Source organism: Ramlibacter agri, from assembly GCF_012927085.1.
In the GTDB taxonomy this organism is placed as follows: Bacteria; Pseudomonadota; Gammaproteobacteria; order Burkholderiales; family Burkholderiaceae_C; genus Ramlibacter; species Ramlibacter agri.
Genome location: NZ_JABBFX010000003.1, coordinates 426,706 through 452,162, shown reverse-complemented (window position 1 = coordinate 452,162; position 25,457 = coordinate 426,706). Strand labels below are relative to the sequence as shown.

Sequence of the window (25,457 nt, the reverse complement as noted above, 5' to 3'; positions counted from 1 at the left end):
GTGCCACCATGAGCGCACCGCTTCTCAGCAACGCCTGGTACCGGGTCGCCGCCCTGCGGCCTCGGCTGCGCTCGCACGCCAGGCTGCACCGCCACATCTATCGCGGCGCGGTCTGGTACCTGCTGCAGGACCCGGCTTCGGGCCGCGTGCATCGCTTCACGCCGGCGGCGCGGGTGCTGATCGCAGCCATGGACGGCCAGCGCACCGTCGACGAGCTCTGGACGATCGCCAACGAGCGCCTCGGCGAAGAGGCGCCGACGCAGGACGAGATGATCCGGCTGCTCGGGCAGCTGCATGCGGCCGACCTGCTGCAAAGCGACGTCACGCCCGACGCCGCGGAGCTGTTCACCCGCGGCGAGCGCGAGCAGCGCGCGCGCATGCGGCGCTCCTTCGCCAACCCGATGGCGCTGCGCATCCCGCTGTGGGACCCGGATGCCTTCCTCGATCGCTGGCAGCGGCCGATCCGCTTCATCTGGAGCCGCTGGGGAGGCCTCATCTGGCTGGCCGTGGTGCTGCCCGCCTTGTTCCTGGTGCCGCCGCACTGGTCGGCGCTGACCAACAACTTCTCGGACCGCATCCTCGCGCTGAACAACCTGCTCGTGCTGTACCTGGTGTTCCCGGTCATCAAGGCGCTGCATGAAATGGGGCATGCCACTGCCACCAAGGCCGGCGGCGGCGAAGTGCACGACGTCGGGCTCATCCTGCTGGTGTTGCTGCCCGTGCCCTATGTGGAGGCTTCGGCGTCCACAGCCTTCCGCTCCAAGTACGAGCGCGCCACCGTCGGCGCGGCCGGCATGGCGGCGGAACTGTTCCTCGCCGCCCTGGCCTTCTACCTGTGGCTGCTGGTCGAACCGGGCATCGTGCGCGCCATTCTGTTCAACGTGATGGTGATCGCCAGCGTCTCCACGCTGCTGTTCAACGGCAACCCGCTGCTGCGCTACGACGCCTATTACATCCTGCTGGACCTGATCGAGATCCCGAACCTGTCGGCCCGCTCGCTGCGCTACTGGGGCTACCTGGTCGAGCGCTATGCCTTCGGCGTGCGTGATGCGCAGCAGCCGGAAGCGTCCCGGTCGGAGAAGGCCTGGTTCGTGTTCTACGGCGCTGCGTCGTCCATGTACCGCGTGCTCGTGACGGTGGCCATCGCGCTGTTCATCGCCAGCCGTTTCTTCATCGTCGGCGTGCTGCTCGCCGGCTGGGCGATGTTCACCATGGCAGTGGTGCCGCTGGTGCGCGGCGTCCGCCACCTGACCGGCCCGCGCCTGCGCCAGCGGCGCGGACGCGCGCTGGCGGTGGCCCTGGGGAGCATCGGCGTGCTGGCCGTGCTGCTGTTCGCCGTGCCGATGCCGCAGCACTCGCAGGTCGAGGGCGTGGTGTGGTTGCCCGAGCAGGCGATGGTGCGTCCCGGCGCCGATGGCTTCGTCGGCGAGTTGCTGGCGACGCCGGGCCAGCGCGTCGCCCGCGGCGACCTGTTGATCCGCGTCCGCGACCCCGCACTGGTCGCCCAGGTTCGCCTGCACCAGGCCAAGGTGGCGGAGCAGGAGGCCCAATACGCCGCCGCTTTCGCGGCGGACCAGGCAAAGGCCGAACTGGTGCGGCAAGGCCTCGAGGCCGAGCGCAGCGCGCTGGCCGTGGTGAGCCAGAAGGCGGCAGAACTCCTCGTCAAGGCGCCGAGCGACGGCGTGTTCGTCGTGCCCGAAGGCCCCGACCTGGTCGGCCGCTACTACCGCAAAGGTGCCTTGCTCGGCTACGTCATCGGCGACGTGGAGCCCCTGGCGCGCGTCGTCGTGCCGCAGGAAGCAGCGGACCTCGTGCGCCAGGCGACGGTGGACGTGGGCGTGCGGCTGGTGAACCATCCCGACTGGGTGGCCAAGGGCCAGGTCGTGCGCCAGGTCCCGGCGGGCGAGGAATACCTGCCCAGCCGCGCGCTGGCCCTGGAAGGCGGTGGCGCCATTGCCACCGACCCGCGCGATTCCAAGGGCCCCAAGACCTTGCAGCGCATGTTCCAGTTCGACGTCGTGTTGTCAGGCATCCCGCGGCCCGCGGTCTATGGGGAGCGGGTCTATGTGCGCTTCGACCACGACATGGAGCCGCTGGCTTACCAGTGGTATCGCGGTATCCGCCTCTTGTTCCTGTCCCGCTTTGGCGTCTAGTACCGTCCTGCTGGCCGAACACGACGAGCTCGCCACCGGGCGGCCTTACATCGAGCGCGCCGAGACACAACCCGGGCTGCACGACCAGGCCGCGGGCTTCCTGCTGTCCGCGGCGCGGCCGCTGCGCGACCGGCTGGTCGACCCGGCGCGGCGCCTGCAGCGCATCGTCGAACTGACGGACCGGCACGGACGCGAGATGCGCGAGTCCAGCGACGAGGAACTCGCGGTGGTCGCGCGCCGGATGCGCGTGCGCCTGCGGCGCGACGGCTTCGAGCCGGCACTCGTGGGCGAATGTTTCGCCCTTGTGCGCGAAGCGGCGCAACGCGTGCTGGGAAAGCGGCACTACGCTTCGCAGTTGATGGGCGGCTGGGCGCTGCTGCAAGGTCGCCTGGTCGAAATGGAAACGGGCGAAGGCAAAACCTTCGCCGCCACCCTGCCCGCCTGCACCGTGGCGCTTGCGGGCTACCCGGTGCACGTCGTCACCGTCAACGACTACCTGGCCAGCCGCGACGCCGAAGAAATGGGGCCGCTGTTCCGCTTCCTGGACCTGGGCGTGGGCGTGGTGATCCAGGGCATGGCGCAGCCGGACCGCCGCGCCGCCTACGCGCAGTCCGTCACCTACTGCAGCAACAAGGAACTCGCCTTCGACTACCTGCGCGACCGCTCGGCGCTGGCGCGCCGCAGCAGCGAGTTGCACCTGGCGCTGGACCGGCTGCGCGGCGGACCCGCGCGCGACGGCGGCCTGGTGCTGCGCGGCCTGTACTTCTGCATCGTCGACGAGGCCGACAGCGTGTTCATCGACGAGGCGCGCACGCCGCTGATCCTGTCCTCGTCCGGCGGCGCGGGCGGCGAACAGGAGAAGTACGACACGGCGCTGCGCATCGCCGCGGCGCTGGCGGCGGACGATGACTTCAGCGTGGACCTGGCCGAGCGCAGCATCACGCTCACCGCCGACGGCAAGGACTTGCTGGCGGAACAGGCCGAGGGCCTGGGTGGCGTCTGGGCCTCGGTGCGGGCCCGCGAAGAACTGGTGGCACAGGCGCTGACGGCGCTGATGCTGTTCCACCGCGACCAGCATTACGTGGTGAGCGAAGGCAAGGTGCAGATCGTCGACGAGTCGACCGGCCGCGTGATGCCGGACCGCTCCTGGGAGCACGGCCTGCACCAGCTGATCGAAGCCAAGGAAGGCTGCGAGCTGACCGCGCAGCGCAAGACCTTGGCCAGGCTCACGTACCAGCGGCTGTTCCGCCGCTACATCCGCCTGGCCGGCATGACCGGCACCGCCAGCGAGGCGGTGCGGGAAATCGATTCGGTGTACGGGCTGGCGGTTGTGCGCGTGCCGCTGCACAAGCCCTCGCGCCGCGCCGACCTGGGCGTGCGCGTGCACGACACGCTGGCGGCGAAATGGGATGCGGTCGCCGACAGCGTGGAGCAGCGCGCGCTGGTCGCGCAGCGGCCGGTGCTGATCGGAACCCGCTCGGTGCGGGCCTCGGAGGAACTGAGCGCCGTGCTCACCGCCCGCGGCATCGCCCACGCCCTGCTCAATGCCAAGCAGGACAAGGAGGAGGCCGAGGTGATCGCGCGCGCCGGCGAGCCGGGGCGAGTGACGGTGGCCACCAACATGGCCGGGCGCGGCACCGACATCCGGCTGGCCGAAGGCGTAGCGGAAAAAGGCGGCCTGCACGTGATCCTGACCGAATACCACGAGTCGCGGCGCATCGACCGCCAGCTGTTCGGCCGCTGCGGCCGCCAGGGCGACCCGGGCACCTGCGAGGCCATCGTGTCGCTGGAGGACGAGATCTTTTCGGTCTATGCGCCGGGCCCGGCCGGGCTGCTGCGGCGCCTGCGCGATGGCGGCTCCAGCCTGCCCGGCGCCGCATACGGCGGCTTGCGCAAGCTGGCGCAGCGCGCGGCGGAGCGGCGCAGCGCCACCATCCGCTTGCAGAACCTGAAGACCGACCGGCAACTCGAGCAGCTTTTGGCTTTTTCCGGGAGAGGCGAATGATTCGTGCAGCAGTTGCGTTCGGGATTGTGGCCTTGCCGCTCGCGGCCTGGTCCAAGCCCTTCGAGTGCCTGATCCAGCCGGCCGAAGTGATCGAGCTGCGCAGTCCCGTCATCGGCCTGATCGAGAAGATCACCGTGCAGCGCGGCGACAGCGTGAGGAAGGGCGACGTGCTGGTCGAACTCGAATCCAGCGTCGAGCGCTCGGCGATGGCGATGTCGGAATACCGCATGAGGATGGCGGGCCGGCTGAAGGCCGCCGCGCAGCGGTCCGAGAACGCTTCCAACAAGCTCGATCGCGCCCAGCAGCTGGTCAAGCAAAGCTTCGTCGCTGCACAGGCGCGCGACGACGCGCTGGCCGAAGCGCGTGTGGCCGAGGCCGACCTCGAGGATGCGCGCGAGAACCAGGAACTGGCCAAGCTGGATTACCGGCACGCGGCGGATCTCGTCAGCCAGCGCATCCTGCGCAGCCCCTTCGACGGCGTCGTGATGGACCGGCTGCTCAATCCCGGCGAGCTGACCCAGTACGGCACCGACAGCAAGGCCATCCTGAAGCTGGCGCGCATCGACCCGATGCGGGTGGAAGTGGTGCTGCCCTTGATGTACTACGGCAAGCTGCGTCCCGGCATGACGGGGCGCGTGGTGCCGGAGACGCTGGGCGGCGAGTACCAGGCGGAGGTGAAAGTGATCGACCGCGTCTTCGATGCGGCCAGTGCGACCTTCCGCGTGCGCCTGGACCTGCCGAACCGCCAGGGCAACGTGCCGGGCGGGCTGCGCTGCCAGGTGGAGTTTCCGCAACTGAAGGCCCTGGACAAGTAATCACGGTGCGACCAGGTCCTGCGCGGCCACCACCGCCTGCGCCGGCGCGGCCGCCTGCTCGATTCCGCGCGGCATGAAGGCGCAAGGCAGCTTCGGCTTGCCGACGAAGGCGCGCAACACCTCGCAGCGTTCGGAATCGCGGCGCTCGCGTTCGCTGTCGCTCCAGGTCTTCCAGCCCCAGGCCGCGCCGACCGCGATGCAGGTCGGCACGAAGGAGCCGCCCGAAAGCACGGACGCCGCGGCGCACGCATTGCCGGCCGCACTGCCCTGCCAGCTGGCGGCCGCAAGCGCGTAGGCGCGCGGGCGCTCGGTCTCCGGCAGGCTCTCGGCATGCTGGAAGGTCGCCGCCTTGAAAGCCAGGCCGACGCCGGGCAGCAGCGGATTGAGCGGCAGGCCGGCGGCGACGCCGACGAAACCGGCCACGCCGTCTGCGACGGCGCCGAAGCGGGCTTGCGCCTCGGCTTCTTGCGCCCGCGGCCCGCACCAGGCGCAGGCCAGGCTCACGGCCAGGAGCAGTTTGCAGGATCGCGCGCATGCAGCCATGTGGCAGTCCCCCTCGCCGGGAAGTAGAGCAGCTGGCAGCCGGCGCGGCGCGAGCACCCGTCAGCCGCCGCGCACCGGCCGTCGCGCACACTTGTATTCGGTTGTGAAGGGTGAGCGCACGCTCCGGGAGTATGCTGGCCGCCAGTCGTCACGCACGGAGGAAACGGATCATGGCGGAAGTTCGATGGGGCATTCTCGGAGCCGCGAAGTTCGCGCGGGAGTTCATGGGTCCGGCGCTGACGCTGGCGCCTGGCGGCCACGTCGCCGCGCTGGCGACGTCGGACGCGGCAAAGGCGGCTCCGTTCCGCGTCTTCGCCCCCGGCCTGCGCGTGCATGAGAGCTACGAAGCGCTGCTCGCCGATCCGGCCATCGACGCGGTCTTCATCCCGCTGCCGAACCGGATGCACGTGGAATGGAGCCTGAAGGCGATGCAGGCCGGCAAGCACGTGCTGTGCGAAAAGCCGATGACCATGCAGGCCGGTGAGTTCGACCAGCTGATCGCCGCGCGCGATGCCGCGGGCGTGCTGGCGGCCGAAGCCTTCATGATCGTGCACCATCCGCAATGGCAGCGCGTGCGCAAGCTGCTGGCCGATGGGGCCGTGGGTCGGCTGCGGCGCATCGACGGCGCGTTCACGTACAACAACCGCGACACGGGCAACATCCGCAACCAGGCCGCCATGGGCGGCGGCGGCCTGCGCGACATCGGCTGCTACGTCATGGGCAGCGCCCGCTTCGCCACCGGCCTGGAGGCGACGGACGTGCGGGCCCGCATCGAGTGGGACAACGGCATCGACGTCTACGCCGACATCACCGCGCGCTTCGGCGAGGCGGACTACGTCAACTTCACTTCGATCCGCATGCATCCGCGCCAGGAGATGACTTTCCATGGCGAAGAAGGCGTGCTGCGGCTGCCCGTGCCGTTCAACGCCCGCGTCTTCGGCGAAGCGCGGCTGGAGCTGCACCGCGGCAACGAGACCATCATCGAGCGCTGGCCTGCCGCGAACCACTACGAACTGCAGGCCGCTGCCTTCAACCGCGCGGTGCAGGAAGGCGGGGGCTATGCGTGCCCGCTGGAGTTCTCGCGCGGGACGCAGGTGATGATGGATGCGGCGTTTGCCAGCGCGCGGTGAGCGCTACATCCAGGGCGGCTTGTTGCCCGCGGAGGCGGCCAGGGTCCGCGCGTACCCGGCCACCTTGTCGATGAACTTGTGCACGCTGGCCACCGGGACGCGCAGCCAGGTCTGGGTGATGGCGTATCCCGAATCCGGGAACGTCGTCGCGAACTCGCGGTTCAGGACGTAGTTGTTGTCGTCCAGCGGGATGACGAAGTAGGCCTGGCCCTCCTGCAAGGCTTCGACCAGGCCTGGGATCTCCCGCAAACGCAGCAGGCCCAGCGGCGTGTGCCAGTAGTGTGGGCCCGCGAAGGACGCCGGCAGCGGCCGGGTCTCTACCTCATCGCTGATCTCTCCGCGCAGTTGCCCGTCGACGGTGCGGTAGCTGGGGGTCGCGATCTGCGCGGGCGGGCGTTCCTTGGCAGGAGGGACGGTTGCTTCGAGCCCGGTGAGCTTTTCGCCAGCCGGCTCGTCCTGCGGAGCGTCCGGCAAGCCGGCACGTCGCATGTCGGCCTGGTCGAACGCTGCGAGGATCGCGTCCAGCTCCTCCTGGGTTTCCGGCCGCGACACTGCAGCCGACCTCGGCGAGAAGTAGTCCGGGTAGCCGTGGATCTCGCAGTCCAGGCGCTCGGCGAACTCCGGCCTGCCTTCCTGCAGGCACAGGGCCTTCAGCCGCTCCAGTTCGGCGGCCACCTGCGCCGCGTATTCGAAGGGATCCCGCGGGTCGAGCGGATCGTCCTGCGGCCAATCGGGCGGAACGTCGTCCAGTCGCGGGGCCTGCGCCGGCGGCCGCAGCTGCGCGTCGGCGCGCAAGAGGCGCCGGACGTGGGCAAGGATGTCTGCGAGGGCCATGCCCGCGTTCTACCACCAGGCCGGCTTGTTGCCGGCGGCCGCAGCCATCGCGCGGCAGTACTTCGCGACCTCGTCGACCATCTTGTGCACATTGGCGACCGGCACACGCGTGTGGGTGCTGACGACCAGGTAGTTCGTCCCCGGGAACGCCCTGCAGAACTCCAGCGCCATGCTGTAGTCGATGCCTTCATGCGGACGGGTGAAGAAGGTCTTGCCCTCACGCAGGGCGTCGGCGAGGCCCGGGATCTGCCGGATCTGGCGCAGCCCGAGCCGGGTCGAGATGGCGGAGTCGTCGTGCGCGAACGGGCGCGGCAAGGGCCGATGGTGCCGGCCGCCACAGATGTCCCCGCGCAGCTGCGCTTCGATGCAACGATAGGTGGGAGTCGGCACGTTGGCCGCGTAGCCGTTGATCTCCCATTCCAACCGGGCGGCCAGGTCCGCCCTGCCCTTTGCGTGGCAGGCGGACTTGAGCTGCTCCAGTTCGTCGGCGACCTGGTTGGTGTGCGCGACGAGGTCGCGCTCGTCGACCGGGTCGCGATCCTCCGGGACGTCGTCCAGGCGGTAGGCGGGTACCGCCGGTGGCGGCTGCTTTTTCCAGAAGCGAGAGCGGAGGTTCACTCCACTGTTACGCTCTTCGCCAGGTTTCGGGGTTTATCGACGTCGGTCCCCCTGGCCAGCGCCGTGTGATACGCCAGCAACTGCAGCGGCACCACGTGCAGCAGCGGGCTCAGCGGTCCATAGTGCTCCGGCATGCGGATGACGTGGATGCCTTCGCTGCTCTCGATGTGCGAGTCGGCGTCGGCCAGCACGTAGAGCACGCCGCCGCGGGCGCGCACTTCCTGCATGTTGGACTTCAGCTTTTCCAGCAGCGCATCGTTGGGCGCCACCGTCACCACCGGCATCTCGCTGGTCACCAGCGCCAGCGGGCCGTGCTTCAGTTCGCCGGCCGCATAGGCCTCGGCGTGGATGTAGGTGATCTCCTTGAGCTTCAACGCGCCTTCCAGCGCGATCGGGTAGTGCAGGCCGCGGCCCAGGAACAGCGCGTTCTCCTTGTTCGCGAAGTCCTCGGCCCAGCTGATGACCTGCGGCTCCAGCGCCAGCACCGCCTGCAGCGCGTTGGGCAGGTGGCGCATCGCCTTCAGGTGCTGCGCTTCCTGGCTTTCGGTGAGGCGGCCCTTCACCTGCGCCAGCGCCAGCGTCAGCAGGAACAGGCCGGCCAGTTGCGTGGTGAAAGCCTTGGTGGAAGCGACGCCGATCTCGACGCCGGCGTGCGTGAGGTAAGCGAGCTTGCACTCGCGCACCATCGCCGACGTGCTCACGTTGCACACCGTCAGCGTGTGCTCCATGCCCTGCTCGCGCGCGTGCTTCAGCGCCGCGATGGTGTCGGCCGTCTCGCCGCTCTGGCTGATGGTGACCACCAGCGACTTCGGGTTGGGCACGCTGTCGCGGTAGCGGTATTCGCTGGCGATCTCCACCTGCGTCGGAATCTTGGCGATGGACTCCAGCCAGTACTTGGCGGTGCAGCCCGCGTAGTAGCTGGTGCCGCAGGCCAGGATCAGCACGGAATCGATCTCCTTGAAGACCTTGTAGGCGCCGTCGCCGAACAGTTCCGGCATCACGCTTTCCACGCCCTGCAGCGTGTCGGCGATGGCGCGCGGCTGTTCGAAGATTTCCTTCTGCATGTAGTGGCGGTACGGGCCCAGTTCGGCCGCGCCGCTGTGCGCCTGCACCGTCTTCACCGGGCGCTGCACCGGCTTGTGATTCCTGTCGACGATCCAATAGCGGCCCAATTGCAGGTCCACCACGTCGCCTTCTTCCAGGTAGACGATCTGGTCGGTGACGCCGGCCAGCGCCATCGCGTCGCTGGCCAGGAAGTTCTCGTCCTTGCCCACGCCCAGCACCAGCGGCGAACCGGCGCGCGCGCCGACGACGCGGTGCGGTTCGTCCTTGCAGAACACGGCGATCGCATACGCGCCATGCAGTTGCACGATGGCGGCCTTCACGGCCTCGAACAGGTCGCCTTCATAGAGGCTGTCCACCAGGTGCGCGATGACCTCGGTGTCGGTCTGGCTGTTGAACTTGTAGCCCTTGGCTTGCAAGGCCGCGCGCAGTTCGTCGTGGTTCTCGATGATGCCGTTGTGGACCAGCGCGATGCGGCCCGCGCCGGTGGCGGCGTCGGCGCCGGGGCCATGGCTGAAGTGCGGGTGCGCGTTGTGCACGGCGGGCGCGCCGTGCGTGGCCCAGCGCGTGTGGGCGATGCCGGTGCCGCCGGCGATCTTCTCGGCGTCCACCTGCTCCATCAGTTCGGCGACGCGCGACACGCTGCGGGCGCGCTTCAGGCCGTCGGCATAGACGGCCACGCCGCAGGAGTCATAGCCACGGTATTCCAGGCGCTGCAGCCCCTGGACCAGGATGGGGACGATGTTGCGGGTGGAGACCGCGCCGACGATGCCGCACATGTTGTTCAGACCTTTTGCTTTGGGATGACGGGACTGTAGGCCCCTCCTGTTGCAATTTGCTTGCTACTTTTCCTGTATTTGGAAATATTATTGCTCAACAATATAGTGACGAAATAAGATTTCTCAATGCCGGAAGAATTGAAATCATTGGAGCTGGATGCGACCGACCTGGCGCTGCTGGACCAGCTGCAGGCGGACAGCTCCCTGACCAACCAGGAACTGGCGGCGCGGGTGCACCTGTCGCCACCCACCTGCCTGCGGCGGGTCAAGCGGCTGCGCGACGCCGGGCTGATCGAGCGCGAGATCGCCATCCTCAGCCCCGAGCTGCTGGCCCGCACCTTGGGGCAAGGGCTGGAGGCGGTGGTGGAGGTCTCGCTGGACCGGCAGGGCAACGAGGAGCAGGAGGCCTTCGAGCGGCGCGTGATCGAGGACGACGCGGTGCAGCAGTGCTACCGCGTCTCGCCTGGGCCGGACTTCGTGCTGGTGGTGCACGCCCGGGACATGCAGGACTACCTGGCGCTGGCGCAGAGGCTGTTCACCAGCGACGCGAACGTGCGGAACGTGAAGGCGTTCTTCAGCGTGAAGCGGGCAAAGTTCAGGCCGAGGGTCGGCCTGCCCCGCAAGTAACGCCTATTTTTTCTTCGGCCGGTTCCACCCCTCGATGCTCGCCTGCTTCGCCCGCGCCACCGTCAGCGCGCCGGTCTTCGTGTCCTTGTTCACCACCGAGCCTGCGCCGACCGTGCCGCCCGCGGCAATGGTCACCGGGGCCACGAGCACGCAGTTGCTGCCCACGTGCACGTCCGCCTCGATGATGGTCTTGTGCTTGTTGGCGCCGTCGTAGTTGGCCGTGATGCTGCCCGCGCCGTAGTTCACGCGTTCGCCGACCTGCGCATCGCCCAGGTAAGCCAGGTGGTTGGCCTTGGCGCCCTTGGCCATCGTGGAGTTCTTCACCTCGACGAAGTTGCCGATGTGCACTTCCGCGCCCAGCTTGGCGCCGGGGCGCAGCCGCGCGAACGGGCCGACCAGCGCGCCCTCGCCCACCTGCACGCCCAGCTTCTCGCCGTCGATGTGCGTGAAGGCGTGGATCACGGCGCCGGCGGCGATGCTGGCATTGGCGATCACGCAGTTGGGGCCGATGCGCACGCCGTCGCCCAGCGACACCTTGCCTTCGAACACGCAGTTGACGTCGATCTCCACGTCCTGGGCGCATTGCAGCTCGCCGCGCAGGTCGAAGCGCGCCGGGTCGGCCAGGCGCACGCCCTGCTCCATCAAGGCACGGGCCTGCCGCAGCTGGAAGGCGCGTTCCAGGTCGGCCAGTTGCAGCGGGCTGTTCACGCCATCCACCTCCACCTGTTCGCCGGCCTTGGCAGCCACCACTTCGCAGCCGTCGGCGACGGCGAAGGCCACGATGTCCGTCAGGTAGTACTCGCCTTGGGCGTTGTCGTTCTTCAGCCGCGCCAGCCAGTCCTTCAGCTTGCGCTCGGGCACGGCCATGAAGCCGGTGTAGACCTCGCGGATGTCGCGCTGGGCGTGGGTGGCGTCCTTGTGCTCCACGATCGCCTGCACGGCGTCGCCGCTGCGCACGATGCGGCCGTAGCCGGTGGGGTCGGCCATGTCCACCGTCAGCAGCGCCAGGCGCTGGCCGCCGCACTTTTCCACCAGGGCCTGCAGGGTCTGCGGGCGGATCAGGGGCACGTCGCCGTTCAGGATCAGCGCGATGCCGTCATCGGGCAGCACCGGCACCACCTGCTGCACGGCGTGGCCGGTGCCCAGCTGGGGTTCCTGGCGCACGAAGGCGGGTGCGGCGCCCTGGGCCGAAGCGCGCAGGAAGCCTTCCACCTCCTCGGCGCCATGGCCGGTGATGACGATGGTGCGGCGCGCGCCCAGGGCCTGCGCCGTGGCGATCACGTGCTCGATCATCGGGCGGCCGCCGACGCGATGCAGCACCTTCGGGATGCGGCTTTTCATCCGCGTCCCCTTACCCGCGGCCATCACCACCACATCGACTGCCATCATTCGTGTACCTTCCTGCCCATGAGATTGATCGGTTTGCGTCTGCCCCGGATTATCCTTGTGCTGGCCATCGGTCTGGCGCTGGCCGCCTGCAGCGCGATCAAGCTCGGCTACAACACGCTGACCGACGTCTCCTACTGGTGGCTCGACAGCTACATCGACTTCAACGAGCAGCAGGCCCCGGCCGCCAAGCAGGAACTCGCCAGCCTGCACGCCTGGCACCGGCGCGAAGAGGTGCCGAAATTCGCCGACCTGCTGGTGCGCATGCAGCAGCTGGCGCCGGCCAGCATCAGCCCGCAGCAGGCCTGCGGCGTCGTGACCGAGGTGCAGTCCCGCCTGGGCTTCGCCGCCGAGCACGCGGAGCCGGCCATCCTCAAGCTCGCGGCATCGCTCGGCCCGGCGCAGCTGCGGCACATCGAGCGCAAGTACCGCGGCAACAACGAGAAGTTCACCCGCGAGTGGATCCAGCCCGGCCCCGAGGAGGTGCGCGAGAAGCGCTATGAGCAGATGCTGGACAAGCTGGAGATGATCTACGGCTCGCTGGACGCTCCGCAGCGCGCGGTGCTGCGCCAGGGCATCGCGCAGTCCATCTACGACCCGCAGCGGGTGCTGGCCGAGCGCAAGCGGCGCCAGCAGGACCTGCTGCAGACCTTGCGCCGCATGCAGGAGCCGGGCACGACGCCGGACGCCGCACGCACGGCGCTGCGCGGCTACCTCGATCGCGTCCAGCATTCGCCGGACCTCGCCTACCGCGCCTGGCAGGACCAGCTGCTGCAGGAAGGCTGCCGCACCTTCAGCGCGGTGCAGGAGAGCACGACGACTGCGCAGCGGCAGGAAGCGGTGCGCCGGCTGCGCGGCTACGAGCGCGACCTGCGCGAGCTTGCGGGGCAGGCTTCTTGACGCCGGAACGCGCGGGCCTGGGCCTGGTCTGGCGCCTGGGCACCGCCACGACGCTCACGGTGATGTCCTTCGCCATGGTGAGCCCGGTGCTCGCCGTGCTGTTGCAGCAGCGCGGCTACGGCACCACCGTCATCGGCGCCTTTTCCATGCTGGCCTTCCTGCTGATCGGCGTGCTGATCCCGGTGGTACCACGCGTGATCGGCCGGCTGGGCGTGGTGCGCACCTACCGCACCGGCGCCGCGCTGGAGCTGGTAGGTGTCGTGGGCTATGCGCTCGGTGACAGCCTGGCGGCCTGGAGCGCCGCCGAAGTGCTGGTGGGGATCGGCGCCGCCTTGCTGTGGAACGCCACCGAGGCGCTGCTCGCGCAGGAGGCGCCGCCGAAGATGCGCGGCCGCGTCATGGGCCTGTACCAGACCGCGCTGGGCGCGGCGCTGGCGCTCGGTCCTTTCCTGCCGGTGCTGCTGCGCCTGCAGGCGCGCGCGGCGCTGTGGCTGGCCGCGGCCGCCGTGGCCGTCTGCCTGGTGATCGCGCTGCTGGTGCGCAGCAAGTCGACGCCACCCGCGGCCCAGGCCCACGCCAGCGCCTGGGAAGCGCTGCGCGCCGTGCCCTGGCTGACGGCGCTGGCCTTTGCCGGCGGCGTGTTCGAAGCAGGGCTGAGCGCCATCGAAGCGGCACATGCCTCATCGCTGGGGCTCGACCTGCGCAGCGCGGCCACCGTGGCAGGGGCGATCGGCGTCGGCAGTTTCCTGGTGCAGTACCCAGCGGGCTGGTCGGCGGACCACATGCCGGTGCGGCGCGTGTTCGGGGGCGCGGCGGTGGCGCTTGCGCTGGCGAGCGTCGCCGTCGGCTTTGCCGGCAGCGCGCATTGGCTGCTATGGGCTTGCGGCCTGGTTTTTGGCGGCGCGGGTGGGGCGCTTTACACGGTGGCGATCGTGCAGGTGGCGCACGCGTATGCCGGGCGCGCCACCGCGGGCGGCGCGGCCGCGGTGATCACCGGGTACACGTGGGGCGGCACCTTGGGGCCGCTGGTGAGCGGGGTGGCGTTGCAGGCGGGTGGGTTGCCGGCGTTTGCAGGGGTGTTGACGGTGTTGGCGGTTGCGACGCTGGTGGCTGCGGGGAAGGCCGGCACCGTGCGCGGTGCGCAGCGAGCTGCGCACCCTACGTAGACGCGTAGCGCGAGCCAGCGTTCGAGGCGCTAGCGTTCCCCCTTCGAATGCGAGCGGCCTTCGCGTTCGGCTTCATCCAACTCGCGCGCTTCGGACTCCGAGCGCGGCTTCGCCTTCTCGGCGTCGGCCTGCACGTCCGCCTTGTCCAGGTAGTCCTGGACGTTCTTCTGGTAGTTGCGCGTGGCGGAGTAGCTGCCTTCGCCCTCGACTTCGCTGCCCTGCTGGGCATGCGACTGGAAGTCGGTCGCGCCGGATTGCTGCTGCTGCGGGTCGCTCTCGCGCGCCGGCTGCTGCTGCAGGATGCGCGGGACCGGCTTCTCTTCGTTGGGCATGGGGGCTCCTTGGATGCCGGCCCAGCTTAGGAAGACGGGCCAGGCAACGCTGTCGGTTGCCTGGTGCCGGTCGTGTCAGTGGGCGCCTACGCCTGCAGCGCCGCCCACATCTCCTTGTCGCGCTCCGCCGTCCACACCCGCGGCACTTTCACACCCTTGGCCTCGTCGTAGGCCCGGCTCACGTCGAAGGGCAGGCAGTGCTCGTAGATGAACACATGGCCGAAGATCGGGTCCATGGACTTGCGGGTGTGCGCCATGGCCTGCTTCAGGTCCATGTCCTGCGCCGCAGCTTCGCGGGCGCAGCCGAACAGGGTCTCCACCCAGCGCTGGGTGTAGGCGATGCCTTCGGCCACTTCGGCTTCGCCCTTCAGCGCCTCGCCGCGGCCCGGCACCAGCGCCTTGGCCTTCAGGCCCTTCAGCGCTTCCAGCGTCGCCGGCCATTCCTGCAGGTGGGCGTCGCCGGTGTAGACGCCGGCGTTGTATTCGACCAGGTCGCCGGAGAACAGCACGCCTTCTTCCTCGACCCACGCCACCGTGTCGCCGCGGGTATGGCCGTTGCCGGGCGACCAGATCTGCACGCGCACGCCGCCCAGGTCCACCACCAGGCGGCCGGGCACTTCGCCCTTGCCGGGCACGCCGCCGCCGATGACGAGCGTCGGCCAGGTCAGGCCGGGAATCTCCTCGGAACCGCGGAACAGGCGCGGGAAGCGGTCCATCTCGGACTGCATGTCCTCGGCGCCACGTTCGCCGATCAGCTCGTAGGTGCCCTGGCTGGCGATCACTTCGGTGGCGCCTTCGGCCACGAAAGCGCTCGCGCCCAGCACGCGCACCGCGTGGTAGTGGGTCAGCAGCACGTACTTGATCGGCTTGTCGGTGACGGCGCGGATGCGCTTGATCAGGTCGCGCGCCAGCGAAGGCGTGGCGGTGGCATCGCTCACCAGCACGTACTTGTCGCCGATGATGACGCCGGAATTGGGGTCGCCTTCCGCGGTATAGGCCCAGCAGTGGGCGGAAAGCTGTTCGAAGGTGATCTTCTTGTCGGCCAGGTCGGCCTGGCTCGCGAAGGCTTTGCTCATCATGTCTCCTGCAGGAAGCTTGCGATTTTACCTATTCGAAACGCGTTACGCATTGTTGAATGCGCGGAGTTTTTCTTCCGGGCCCGGAAGACACTCTCCCTGGCGTTCGCGCGGGCCGGCTCGCAAGATGGCCGCCATGTCTTCGCATCTCATCGTCCACGGCGGCGCGCCCCTGAAGGGCCGCGTCACACCCTCCGCCAACAAGAACGCCGTGCTGCCCGTCCTGTGCGCCACCCTGCTCACCCGCGAGCCGGTGCGGCTGCGCGGCGTCCCCGACATCACCGATGTCCGCAAGATCCTCGACGTCTTCCGCAGCCTGGGCAGCAGCGTGAGCGTCGATTTCGAGTCCGGCATCCTCGACCTGCATCACCGCGACACCCGCTTCGACCCCGTCCAGGACCGCCTGCCCGAGGAGATGCGCAGCTCGATCATGCTGGTGCCCGGCCTGCTGGCCCGCTTCGGCGCCGCCCGCATCGAGGACGACGTGAAAGGCTGCACGCTGGGCGCGCGCGAGATCGACCCGCACGTGGAAGTGTTCGAGCGCTTCGGCGCGCAGGTGGAACGCGGCGGCCACGGCCTGCTGCTGCGCGCCGGCGCCGCGCTGCGCCCCAACCATCACTGGACCGACTACGCCTCAGTCACCACCACCGAGAACTTCGTGCTCTGCGCGGCACTGGCCGATGGCACTTCGACCTTGATGAACGCGGCCAGCGAGCCGCACGTCCAGGAGTTCTGCCAGTTCATGGCCATGCTGGGCGCGCGCATCGAAGGCGCGGGCACCTCGCGGCTGGCCATCCACGGCGTGCGCGAACTGGGCGGCGGTGAATTCAGCTTCACCGAGGATTTCCACGAGGTCGTCACCTTCCTCGCGCTGGGCGCCATCACCGGCGGCGATGTGCGCGTCAAGAATTCGCGCCCCGACCAGTTCCCGCTGATCGACCGCACCTTCGCCAAGTTCGGCGTCCGCGTGCTGCACGACGACGGCTGGTCGCGCGCCGTCGTCGACGGCAAGCTCAAGGTCAAGGAGCCCTTCACCCCCAACATCCTGCCCAAGGTGGAAGCCGCGCCCTGGCCTTACCTGCCGGTCGACCTGCTGCCGATCTTCGTGGCGCTGGGCGTGAAGGCCGAGGGCAGCGTGATGTTCTGGAACAAGGTCTACGACGGCGGCATGTGCTGGACGACGGAGCTGGCCAAGTTCGGCGCGCACGCCTTCCAGTCGGACCCGCACCGCACCGTGACCTTCGGCGGCAAGCCCCTGGCGCCGGCCGAGGTGGAGAGCCCTTACATCATCCGCGTCGCCATCGCGCTGCTGATGGTGGCCGCCAGCATCCCCGGCAAGTCCGTCATTCGCAATGCCGCGCCGGTGCGGCGCGCCCATCCGCGCTTTGCCGAGAACATCACGCGCCTCGGCGCGCAGGTGGAATGGGTGGAGACCTGCGCTAAGCCGTAACGGCCAGCCAGCGCACGGCCCGCTCGACGATGCGGTCCACGTGCTCGGTGGCGTCCACCTGCAGCACCAGCGCCTCGCCCTTCGGGTCCTCCAGCGCTTCGAACTGGCTGGCCACCAGGCTGGGCGGATAGAAGTGGTCGGTGCGCGACGAGACGCGCTCCAGCGCCTGGTGCGGCGTCAGCGACAGGTGCAGGAAATGCAAAGGCTGCATCGCGCCGCGCAGCGTCTCGCGGTACGAGCGTTTCAGCGCCGAGCAGGTCAGCACCACGCCGTCCGGCCGGGCCCGCAGTTCGTCAGCCAGGTGCTGCAGCCAGCCAGCCCGGTCGACGTCCGTCAGCGGGATGCCGTGGCGCATCTTCTCGATGTTGCTGGCCGGATGGAAGTCGTCGCCTTCCACCAGCGGCAGTTTCAGCCGCGCGGCCAGTTGGGCGCCGACCACGGACTTGCCGCAGCCGGCCACCCCCATGACGACGATGTGCGGTGGATCAGCGGACCGGGAGGGCGTTGCCATGCCGGCCATTATGGGCGGCAGGTGCGGCCAAGCGGGCGATCCCCACGAGCAGCCGGACGAACGCGCTGCCCGCCAGGCCGAAGGCGAGGCGGAGGTCGGACAGCGGTTGCGCGACGCCAGCCAGCCGCACGCGGCGCTGCGCCGTGCCCACGGACTCGGGCACGAAGACCGGGTCCCAGGCGAAATAGGAGGCGCAGCCGCCGGCGTTCCAGGACTCGATGACCACCTGCTGGCCGGCCCGCACGAACAGCGAGCGGCCGTGTTCCAGGAAATGGTCGCCTGACTCTTCCGGCGTCAGGCCATGGCGGCCCTCGAAAGTGGCCCACACGCGGCCGTGGGCCACGCGCAGGATGCCATCGTTGGCCGGGCGCAGCGTGACGGCGCGGCCCCGGGCCAGCTTCCAGGTGCCCGGCAGGGCCGTGGCGGGAGCAGCTTGCAGGTTCTGGGCGGTCGTCGCGTTCATTGCGTTCTCCGGGTTGATGGCGTTTCGGCATTGAATGATGTTGCACGCACGCTTGGCGGTCCAATGAAATCGGGCTAAGCTTTTGATTCCGGGATCGCATCAATCCGTCATGCAGCATTCACAAACCCACCTGCGCACCCGGCCCATTTCGGCCGGCCACCTGCGCGCCTTCGAGGCGGTGGCGCGCCACCTGAATTTCCGCGCCGCGGCCGAGGAGATGGCCCTGACGCAGTCGGCCGTCAGCCGCCAGATCCAGGCGCTGGAGGAGGAGGTGGGCGTGAGCCTGTTCCTGCGCCACACCCGGGCGGTGGAGCTGACGAGCGCCGGCGGGCTGCTGCTGATGGCGGTGTCGCAGTCACTGCCGCGCATCGACGGCGCGGTGCGCCAGATCCGCCAGAGCGCCGGGCGGCGCAGCGTGGCGCTGACCACTTTCGCGTCCTTCGCCTCCATGTGGCTCATTCCGCGGCTGGAGCAGTTCCAGCGCGACAACCCGGAAATCGACATCCGCATCGACGCCTCGGATTCCGCCGTGGACCTGGACGTGGCCGATGTCGACCTGGCCTTGCGCTACGGGCCGATGGCGAGCATGCCGGCCAACTCCGTGCGCATGTTCGGCGAGCAGTTGACGCCGGTGGTGAGCCCGTGGCTGCTGAAAAGCGGCCCGGCCATCGTCAAGCCGGCGGACGTGGCCCAGTGCGCGCTGATCGAGGCCGGCGACGCCCACCACACGCACCTGCAGTGGCTGTCGTGGCGGCGCTGGTTCGACGAGCACGGGCTGTCCAAGCTGCAGCCCAAGCGCTGGCTCTACTTCAACTACGCCTACCAGATGGTGCAGGCCGCGCTCACCGGCCAGGGCGTGGTGCTCGCCCGCCTGCCGCTGGTGGCCGAAAGCCTGGCCAACGGCGACCTGATCGAACCCTTGCCCAAGCTGCGCATGGATTCCCCGATGGCCTACTGGCTCATCGTCGGCCCGCGCAGCGCGCAGCGGCCGGAGATCCGGGCTTTCTGCGAATGGCTGCTGCAACAGAGCAAGGTCACCCGGCAGACGATCGGGGAGGTGCCGGATCCGGATACCGTGGATAACCTGGATTGAAGGCGGAGGCGGACTTCCGGACGCAAAAGACGAAAAGGTTCCGCAAAGGACGCAAAACAAGAAATGGTTTCCTTTTGCGTCCTTTGCGTGCTTTCGCGTCTTTTGCGTTCGGAAGTCCGCTCCTCAATCGTCCCCCAAGGAGATCGGCCAGACCACGCCCAGCTCGTTGAGGATCGCATCCAGCCCGACGTCGTGCGCCTCCGGTTCCAGGTTCGGCAGCAAGCCCTGGGCGAAGCCAAGGCCGACGGTGAAGGGCTTGGGTTGCAGGGCGGCCAGCGTGCGGTCGTAGAAACCGCCGCCGTAGCCCAGCCGGTAGCCGCCCGGCGTGTAGCCGACGCAGGGCACGAACAGCAGCGTGGGCGTGACGATCTCGGTGTCCTTCGGCTTCGGGATGCCGAAAGCGTCTTCTTCCATCGGGCAGCCGGGGAACCATGCGTGGAACTTCAAGGTCTGATGGACCTTGTCGACCACCGGCAGGCCGATGCGCCGCATCTGGGGATCGTCCAGCAGCTCTCCGTCTTCTTTCCAGCGGTGCAGCGCGGGTAATGGGTCAAACTCGCCCTTGATCGGCCAGTATGCTCCGATCACGGTATCGGGACGCCCCACCAGCCAGATGCGCATCACCCGCTGCAAAAGATCGGCGCGCTGTAGGCGGTCGGGCATCTTCAGGCGTTGCTCGATCAGCCCCTGGCGCAAAGCCCTTTTTTCCTCTGACCTGTCCATAATTTCCCGATGAAGTTGAGATCGATTCTGGCATCGTTCGCGGTCCTGCTGGTCGCGGGAGCCGCGCAGGCGCAACCGAAGGACGACGTGCTGCTCGACATGCAGCAGGCCTTCCGCCAGAACAACAAGGCCAAGCTCACGGCGCTGCTGCCGGCCGCCCAGGGCCACGTGCTGGAAGCCTGGGCCGCCTACTGGGAGCTGCGCGCCCGCCTGGACACCGCCTCCACCTCGGAGGTGCAGGCCTTTTTCACCAAGTACGCCAACACCTACCAGGAAGACCGCCTGCGGGCCGACTGGCTGATGCAGCTGGGCCAGCGGCGCGACTGGGACACCTTCGCCGCGGCCTGGCCGGCCTACCGCATGCGCGACGAGCGCGAGCTGCGCTGCTACTCCCTGCTGGTGCAGTACCTGCAGGACGGCGCGGCCAAGATGCCGGCCACGCTGCCCGACGAGGTCCGCAAGTACTGGTTTGCCCAGCGCGACGCCGACGACGGCTGCACCCTGGCCGCCAGCCGCCTGATCGGCGAAAAGCAGGGGCTGACCACCGCCGACGGCTGGCGCAAGGCGCGCCTGGCGATGGAGGCCAACCGGCCGCGCGCGGTCAGCGCCGCCGTCGAAATCGTCGCCCCGGAGGCGCTGCCCGCGCTGGCCGACCTGAACGCCAGCCCGACCAAGTTCCTGCGCAGCAAGATCGTCGCGGCTTCGCGCGTGCGGCGCGAAATCATCGGCCTGGCCCTGATCAAGCTGGCCACCAGCGACATCGACAACGCTGCCGCCCTCCTGGATAGCAAGTGGGGCCCGCAACTGAGCCCCGAGGAGCGCGACTGGATCTGGGGCGTCCTGGGCAAGCAGGCCGCCCAGCGCATGCTGCCGGAGGCCACCAGCTACTACCAGCACGTCGCCCGCGACAGCTACCTCAGCGATGACCTGCTCGCCTGGAAGGTGCGCGCGGCGCTGCGCGCGCCCAACGGCATCGACTGGAAGATGGTGCAGCAGGCGGTCAACGCCATGTCCGACGAGGCCCGCGCCGACCCGGCCTGGACCTACTGGAAGGCGCGCGCGCTGCTCGCCACCGGCAAGACCGAGGCCAACCGGGCCGAGGCCCAGCAGATGCTGGAGAAGATCGCCTCGCCCAAGGGCTTCTACGAGCAGCTGGCCATGGAGGAACTGGGCCAGCTGGTGGCCGTGCCGCCCAAGCCGGCGCCGCTGACCGAGGCCGAGAAAGCCGCGGTGCGCCAGGACCCCGGCCTGAACCGCGCGCTGTATGCCATCGCCATCGGCCTGCGGCCGGAAGGCGTGCGCGAGTGGAACTACACCACCAACCTGCACCAGGCGGGCGGCATGGGCGAGCGCGACCTGCTGGCCGCCGCCCAGTACGCCTGCGACCGCGAAGTCTGGGACCGCTGCATCAACACCAGCGAGCGGACCAAGGCCGAATTCGACGTCGACCAGCGCTATCCCATGCCCTTCAAGGACGCGGTGCTGCGCCGCACCCGCGAGATCGGGCTGGACCCGGCCTACGTCTACGGCCTCATGCGCCAGGAAAGCCGCTTCGTCATGGACGCGCGCTCCAACGTCGGCGCCGCCGGCCTGATGCAGGTCATGCCCGCCACCGCGCGCTGGACGGCGAAGAAGCTGGGCATGACCGGCTTCACCGTCGACCAGTTGCACGAGCGCGAGACCAACATCGCCATCGGCACCGGCTACCTCAAGCTGGTGCTGGACGACTTCGGCGGCTCCATGCCCATGGCCGCGGCCGCCTACAACGCCGGCCCCGGCCGGCCGCGCAACTGGCGCAACGGCCCGGTGCTGGAGGGCGCGGCCTGGGCCGAGACCGTGCCCTTCCAGGAAACCCGCGACTACGTGAAGAAGGTGGTGTCGAACACGACCTTCTACGCCGCCATCCTGAGCGGGCAACCGCAGTCGCTGAAGGCGCGCCTGGGCACCGTCGGCCCGCGCGACACCGCGCAGCCGCCTTCCAACACCGACCTGCCCTGAGGCATGGGCTGGGAGACCGTCACCGGCACCATCGCCGCGGAGTTCTCCGACCTCGGGGACGCCGAGCAGCTCACGCGCACCTTGCTGCGCCTGGCGGTCGCGGTGGTGCTGGGCGGCTGCATCGGCTTCCAGCGCGAACGCCACGGCCACGAGGCCGGCACGCGAACGCACATGCTGGTCTGCGCCGGCTCGGCCTTGTTCGTGCTGCTGCCGCAGCAGCTGCAAATGAGCGACGACGCCGTCAGCCGCGTGCTGCAGGGCCTGCTGGCCGGCATCGGCTTCCTGTGCGCGGGCGCCATCCTGAAGCGGCCGCAGGAAGAGCACGTGCGCGGGCTCACCACGTCGGCCGGGATCTGGATGACGGCCGCCATCGGCACCGCGGCCGGCCTGGGCCGGGAAGGAACGGCGGTCGTCAGCGCGCTCTTGCTGCTGTTCGTGCTGGCCCTGGAAAAGCCGCTGAAACGGGTGCTGGGCCCGCGCGGCCATCGCCGGATCAGCCGTCGCCCGGAGCGCCCGAAGCAGCCCGGTTCCGCCGACCCGACCGACCGCGCGAACTTCTAGCGGGCATCAATCCGGGCGGGTTTTTGCATCAATCCCGGTGCCCGAAGGGCTAGCATCCGGCGCACTGGAACCACCCGGAGGCGCCATGCTCACGCTCACCATCGGCAACAAGAACTATTCGTCCTGGTCCATGCGCCCCTGGGTGCTCCTGAAGCAGGCGGGCATCCCTTTCCAGGAGCGGCTCGTGCGCTTCGACGGCTTCGGCGAGGACACGAAGTTCAAGCAGGAGATGCTGAAGCTCAGTCCCGCCGGACGCGTGCCGGTGCTGGAAGACGAAGGCCTCGCGATCTGGGATTCGCTGGCCATCAGCGAATACGTCGCCGAGAAGTTCCCGGACAAGGCCCTGTGGCCGCGCGACCCGGTGGCCCGTGCACGGGCGCGCAGCGCCTGCGCCGAGATGCACTCCGGCTTCGGCGCGCTGCGCACGCACTGCCCGATGAACATCGAAGCCATGCTGCCGCAGGCCGGCGCGCTGGCCTGGCGCGACCAGCCGCAGGTGCGCAGCGACGTGCAGCGCATCGTGGGCATGTGGACGGCGCTGCTGGAGGAACACGGCGGGCCGCTGCTGTTCGGCGAGTTCAGCATCGCCGACGCCTACTACGCGCCGATCTGCTTGCGCCTGCGCAACTACGCGCTGCCGGTGCCGGGCAACATCACCGACTACATCCGCCGCGTCTGCGCCCTGCCGGGCGTGCAGGCCTGGGTGGAAGGCGCGCTGGCCGAGAAGGAGTTCCTCGACTTCGAGGAGCCTTACCGCACGGGCCGGTGAGGGCGCGGGGGCCTTAAACTGCCCCCATGCAAACATTCCGCGTCGGCGGGGCGGTGCGCGACGCGCTGCTGGGCCTGCCGGTGAACGACCACGACTGGGTGGTGGTCGGCGCCACGCCCGAACAGATGATGGATGCCGGCTACCTGCCGGTCGGCAAGGACTTCCCGGTCTTCCTGCATCCCGAGACCCGCGAGGAATACGCGCTGGCCCGTACCGAGCGCAAGACCGCCAAGGGCTACCACGGCTTCGCCTTCCATACCGCGCCCGAAGTGACGCTGGAGCAGGACCTGGCCCGACGCGACCTCACCATCAACGCGATGGCGCAGGACGACGATGGGAGCATCGTCGATCCCTTCCATGGCCAGGCGGACCTGAAAGCGCGCGTGCTGCGCCACGTGACCCTGGCCTTCCGCGAAGACCCCGTGCGCATCCTGCGGGTGGCGCGCTTCGCCGCGCGCTTCCACAACTTCACGCTCGCGCCCGAGACCCTGGAGCTGATGCGCGGCATGGTGGCCGCCGGCGAAGTGGACGCGCTGGTGCCCGAACGCGTGTGGCAGGAACTGGCGCGCGGCCTGATGGAAGCGCAGCCCTCGCGCATGTTCGACGTGCTGCGCGAATGCGGCGCGCTGGAACGCATCCTGCCCGAGGTCGACCGGCTGTGGGGCGTGCCGCAACGCGCCGACTACCACCCCGAGGTGGACACCGGCGTGCACCTGATGATGGTGCTGGACATGAGCGCGCGGCTGCAGGCGCCGCTGCCGGTGCGCTTCGCCTGCCTGACGCACGACCTGGGCAAGGGCACCACGCCTGCGGACATCCTGCCGCGGCACATCGGCCACGAGAAGCGCAGCGCCGACTTGCTGAAGGACGTGTGCGAGCGCCTGCGCGTGCCCACCGATTGCCGCGAACTGGCCCGCGTGGTCGCCTACGAGCACGGCGCCATCCATCGCAGCAGCGAGGCGGGGCCGGCGGCGCTGGTGCGGCTGCTGGAACGCTGCGACGCCTTCCGCAAGCCGCAGCGCTTCGAGCAGGTGCTGCAGGCCTGCGAGTGCGACGCGCGCGGCCGCGGCGGCCTGCAGGAGCGGCCTTATCCGCAGAAGGATCGCTTGCTGGCGATCTTGAACGCGGCCCGCGCCGTGGACACCGCTGCCATCGCGGCGCAGTCACGCGAGCAGGGCCTGGAAGGCGATGCGATCGGCAATCGGATCCACCAGGCGCGGGTGCAGGTCGTTTCGGATCTGTTGAAAACCGATCCCGCCACCCCTTAGGGCGCGCAGCTCCGCTGCGGACCGCACGACACCTCACATCAACAAGGCCAGCGCCGCGTAATCCCCGACCTTGTCGCCCAACCCCGCGGGCACAAGTTCCAGGCCGTCGGTGAGCGCCGGCAACTTCCCCCGCACCTGCCCCTGCAGCCGCGGCAACAGGTAGTCGATGTTGTTGGTGAACACGCTGCCGCCCAGGCTGATGCGCTGCAGGTCGAGGATGGCCGTGATGTTGTACAACGCCCGGCCCATGATGCGGCACAGGTCGTCGACCAGCTCGATCGCCTCCTGCTCGCCCGAGCGCGCGCCGCGCAGACGCTGCGCCGCATTGGCGCCGAAGCGTCGCTCGATGCCGGTGCCGCTTACCAGCGACTCCAGGTCGCCGATGTTGCCGCAGCCGCAAAGGGCATCGCTGTTGTCGCTGACGAACATGTGGCCGCCGTGGCCCGCGTTGCCGTTCTTGCCATGCAGGATGCGGCCGTCCACGCAGAAGGCCATGCCGATGCCGGTGCTCCAGGTGACGTAGGCGCAGTGCTCGTAGCCCTGCAGCGCGCCCCACTTGCGCTCGGCCTCCAGCGCGGCCACGCAGTCGTTTTCCATGCGCACTTCCTGCGTGAAGCGGTGCCGCAGCGGCGCCTCGATCGGCGCCGTGACCCAGTCGTTGGGCAGCGCCCGGGCTGCCGCCCCGGCCATGCCGCCGCAGATGTTGGGGGTGTTCAGTTCCATCAGCCCCGCATTGCGAATGAAGGGACCGGTGGAGGAGATGCCGGCCCGCTGCACCGTGCTCGGATCGATGCCCACTTCGGCGCACGCTTCGTCCACCATGCGGATCACCTGGCGTGCCACGGCATCGCTGCTGCCGACCTTGATGGTGGGTTCGCTGCGCCGGCCGATCAGGTCGAGTCCGGCGCCGGTATTGAGGCTCACGGCGACCTTGGTGCCGCCGATGTCGATGCAGGCTTTCATGGGTGCTACAGCAGGCGCGCCAGGCCCGCGCACAGCAGGCTCAGCAGGATGGTGGTGGTGAGGGGAACGTTCATCTGCCGCCCGAACAGCTTGAAGTTCAGGTCGCCCGGCAGGCGCCCGAAGCCCAGCTTGTGCAGGAGCGGCGTGAGCCAGCTGATCAACATCAGCGCGAGGAAGACGACGATCACCCAGCGAATCATGTCCGCCAGTTTAGGGGTTCGGGCGGGCGCCG

25 protein-coding genes are annotated in these 25,457 nt (G+C 69.2%); 13 read left to right on the top strand and 12 right to left on the bottom strand.

The window, feature by feature from the left end; all coding sequences use genetic code 11:
- Positions 1-8: 8 nt before the first annotated feature.
- Genes HHL11_RS26790 through HHL11_RS26780 form a run of 3 tightly spaced genes read left to right on the top strand, consistent with a single transcriptional unit; the run spans position 9 to position 4,973 of the window.
- A complete protein-coding gene (locus HHL11_RS26790) occupies positions 9-2,153 on the top strand; it encodes an efflux RND transporter periplasmic adaptor subunit (RefSeq protein ID WP_169421665.1) in 2,145 nt (714 codons plus the stop codon).
- Positions 2,143-4,158 (top strand): preprotein translocase subunit SecA, encoded by a 2,016-nt coding sequence (locus HHL11_RS26785; protein WP_205964661.1) that lies wholly within the window; start codon positions 2,143-2,145, stop codon positions 4,156-4,158. Before HHL11_RS26790 ends, HHL11_RS26785 begins: the two co-directional genes overlap by 11 nt.
- Positions 4,155-4,973 carry an efflux RND transporter periplasmic adaptor subunit gene (locus HHL11_RS26780; RefSeq protein WP_169421663.1) on the top strand — a complete coding sequence of 273 codons (819 nt, stop codon included), beginning with the start codon at positions 4,155-4,157 and terminating at the stop codon, positions 4,971-4,973. Before HHL11_RS26785 ends, HHL11_RS26780 begins: the two co-directional genes overlap by 4 nt.
- Here HHL11_RS26780 and HHL11_RS26775 read toward each other — a convergent pair whose 3' ends face one another.
- A complete protein-coding gene (locus HHL11_RS26775) occupies positions 4,974-5,477 on the bottom strand; it encodes a hypothetical protein (protein ID WP_169421662.1) in 504 nt (167 codons plus the stop codon).
- Between the two features lie 209 nt (positions 5,478-5,686).
- Here HHL11_RS26775 and HHL11_RS26770 point away from each other — a divergent pair, with 209 nt between their 5' ends.
- Entirely contained in the window at positions 5,687-6,646 is a 960-nt protein-coding gene (locus HHL11_RS26770) for a Gfo/Idh/MocA family protein (RefSeq protein WP_205964660.1), read from the top strand.
- A 3-nt stretch (positions 6,647-6,649) separates the two neighbouring features.
- Here the strand turns inward: HHL11_RS26770 and HHL11_RS26765 are convergent, their stop codons facing one another.
- Genes HHL11_RS26765 through glmS form a run of 3 tightly spaced genes read right to left on the bottom strand, consistent with a single transcriptional unit; the run spans position 6,650 to position 9,939 of the window.
- Positions 6,650-7,480, bottom strand: a complete 831-nt coding sequence (locus HHL11_RS26765; RefSeq protein ID WP_169421661.1) for a hypothetical protein — start codon at positions 7,478-7,480, stop codon at positions 6,650-6,652.
- Between the two features lie 9 nt (positions 7,481-7,489).
- Positions 7,490-8,098: a hypothetical protein gene (locus tag HHL11_RS26760; protein ID WP_169421660.1), complete on the bottom strand. Its 609-nt coding sequence runs from the start codon at positions 8,096-8,098 to the stop codon at positions 7,490-7,492.
- Complete coding sequence (gene glmS, locus HHL11_RS26755) at positions 8,095-9,939, bottom strand: glutamine--fructose-6-phosphate transaminase (isomerizing) (protein ID WP_169421659.1); 1,845 nt, start codon at positions 9,937-9,939, stop codon at positions 8,095-8,097. Before glmS ends, HHL11_RS26760 begins: the two co-directional genes overlap by 4 nt.
- Positions 9,940-10,065: 126 nt before the next feature.
- On the opposite strand from glmS, the gene HHL11_RS26750 reads away from it, so the two are divergent.
- Positions 10,066-10,566, top strand: coding sequence for an Lrp/AsnC family transcriptional regulator (locus tag HHL11_RS26750; protein WP_169421658.1), 501 nt, complete (start codon positions 10,066-10,068; stop codon positions 10,564-10,566).
- 3 nt (positions 10,567-10,569) lie between these two features.
- Here HHL11_RS26750 and glmU read toward each other — a convergent pair whose 3' ends face one another.
- Positions 10,570-11,952, bottom strand: coding sequence for a bifunctional UDP-N-acetylglucosamine diphosphorylase/glucosamine-1-phosphate N-acetyltransferase GlmU (gene glmU, locus HHL11_RS26745; protein ID WP_169422296.1), 1,383 nt, complete (start codon positions 11,950-11,952; stop codon positions 10,570-10,572).
- A gap of 60 nt (positions 11,953-12,012) precedes the next feature.
- On the opposite strand from glmU, the gene HHL11_RS26740 reads away from it, so the two are divergent.
- Both HHL11_RS26740 and HHL11_RS26735 read left to right on the top strand, forming a co-directional pair.
- Entirely contained in the window at positions 12,013-12,852 is an 840-nt protein-coding gene (locus HHL11_RS26740) for a DUF6279 family lipoprotein (protein ID WP_342593286.1), read from the top strand.
- Positions 12,849-14,018, top strand: coding sequence for an MFS transporter (locus HHL11_RS26735; protein WP_169421656.1), 1,170 nt, complete (start codon positions 12,849-12,851; stop codon positions 14,016-14,018). The genes HHL11_RS26740 and HHL11_RS26735 overlap by 4 nt, the downstream gene beginning before the upstream one ends.
- 29 nt (positions 14,019-14,047) lie before the next feature.
- Here the strand turns inward: HHL11_RS26735 and HHL11_RS26730 are convergent, their stop codons facing one another.
- Together HHL11_RS26730 and HHL11_RS26725 are read right to left on the bottom strand one after the other, a co-directional pair.
- Entirely contained in the window at positions 14,048-14,350 is a 303-nt protein-coding gene (locus tag HHL11_RS26730; RefSeq protein ID WP_169421655.1) for a hypothetical protein, read from the bottom strand.
- Between the two features lie 86 nt (positions 14,351-14,436).
- Positions 14,437-15,426 (bottom strand): MBL fold metallo-hydrolase, encoded by a 990-nt coding sequence (locus HHL11_RS26725; RefSeq protein WP_169421654.1) that lies wholly within the window; start codon positions 15,424-15,426, stop codon positions 14,437-14,439.
- Positions 15,427-15,562: 136 nt separating this feature from the next.
- Between HHL11_RS26725 and HHL11_RS26720 the strand changes: the two genes are divergently transcribed.
- Positions 15,563-16,876, top strand: coding sequence for a UDP-N-acetylglucosamine 1-carboxyvinyltransferase (locus tag HHL11_RS26720; RefSeq protein ID WP_169421653.1), 1,314 nt, complete (start codon positions 15,563-15,565; stop codon positions 16,874-16,876).
- Here the strand turns inward: HHL11_RS26720 and HHL11_RS26715 are convergent.
- Positions 16,866-17,387, bottom strand: coding sequence for a gluconokinase (locus HHL11_RS26715; RefSeq protein ID WP_169421652.1), 522 nt, complete (start codon positions 17,385-17,387; stop codon positions 16,866-16,868). The two genes, HHL11_RS26720 and HHL11_RS26715, sit on opposite strands and share 11 nt — an antisense overlap.
- Complete coding sequence (locus tag HHL11_RS26710) at positions 17,362-17,850, bottom strand: DUF2917 domain-containing protein (protein ID WP_169421651.1); 489 nt, start codon at positions 17,848-17,850, stop codon at positions 17,362-17,364. The genes HHL11_RS26715 and HHL11_RS26710 overlap by 26 nt, the downstream gene beginning before the upstream one ends.
- A gap of 109 nt (positions 17,851-17,959) precedes the next feature.
- Between HHL11_RS26710 and HHL11_RS26705 the strand changes: the two genes are divergently transcribed.
- Positions 17,960-18,943 carry a LysR substrate-binding domain-containing protein gene (locus tag HHL11_RS26705; RefSeq protein WP_169421650.1) on the top strand — a complete coding sequence of 328 codons (984 nt, stop codon included), beginning with the start codon at positions 17,960-17,962 and terminating at the stop codon, positions 18,941-18,943.
- A 123-nt stretch (positions 18,944-19,066) separates the two neighbouring features.
- Here HHL11_RS26705 and HHL11_RS26700 read toward each other — a convergent pair whose 3' ends face one another.
- Entirely contained in the window at positions 19,067-19,666 is a 600-nt protein-coding gene (locus HHL11_RS26700) for a 5-formyltetrahydrofolate cyclo-ligase (RefSeq protein ID WP_169421649.1), read from the bottom strand.
- Between the two features lie 9 nt (positions 19,667-19,675).
- Between HHL11_RS26700 and HHL11_RS26695 the strand changes: the two genes are divergently transcribed.
- The 4 genes from HHL11_RS26695 (at position 19,676) to HHL11_RS26680 (ending at position 24,262) form a co-directional block, all read left to right on the top strand.
- Entirely contained in the window at positions 19,676-21,664 is a 1,989-nt protein-coding gene (locus HHL11_RS26695; RefSeq protein ID WP_169421648.1) for a lytic transglycosylase domain-containing protein, read from the top strand.
- A 3-nt stretch (positions 21,665-21,667) separates the two neighbouring features.
- Positions 21,668-22,225, top strand: coding sequence for an MgtC/SapB family protein (locus tag HHL11_RS26690; RefSeq protein WP_169421647.1), 558 nt, complete (start codon positions 21,668-21,670; stop codon positions 22,223-22,225).
- An 85-nt stretch (positions 22,226-22,310) separates the two neighbouring features.
- Positions 22,311-22,994: a glutathione S-transferase family protein gene (locus HHL11_RS26685; RefSeq protein ID WP_169421646.1), complete on the top strand. Its 684-nt coding sequence runs from the start codon at positions 22,311-22,313 to the stop codon at positions 22,992-22,994.
- Between the two features lie 26 nt (positions 22,995-23,020).
- Complete coding sequence (locus HHL11_RS26680; protein WP_169421645.1) at positions 23,021-24,262, top strand: multifunctional CCA addition/repair protein; 1,242 nt, start codon at positions 23,021-23,023, stop codon at positions 24,260-24,262.
- A 33-nt stretch (positions 24,263-24,295) separates the two neighbouring features.
- Here HHL11_RS26680 and HHL11_RS26675 read toward each other — a convergent pair whose 3' ends face one another.
- Positions 24,296-25,225: an ROK family protein gene (locus tag HHL11_RS26675; RefSeq protein ID WP_169421644.1), complete on the bottom strand. Its 930-nt coding sequence runs from the start codon at positions 25,223-25,225 to the stop codon at positions 24,296-24,298.
- A gap of 5 nt (positions 25,226-25,230) precedes the next feature.
- Entirely contained in the window at positions 25,231-25,425 is a 195-nt protein-coding gene (locus HHL11_RS26670) for a DUF2905 family protein (RefSeq protein WP_169421643.1), read from the bottom strand.
- Between the last annotated feature and the right edge of the window lie 32 nt (positions 25,426-25,457).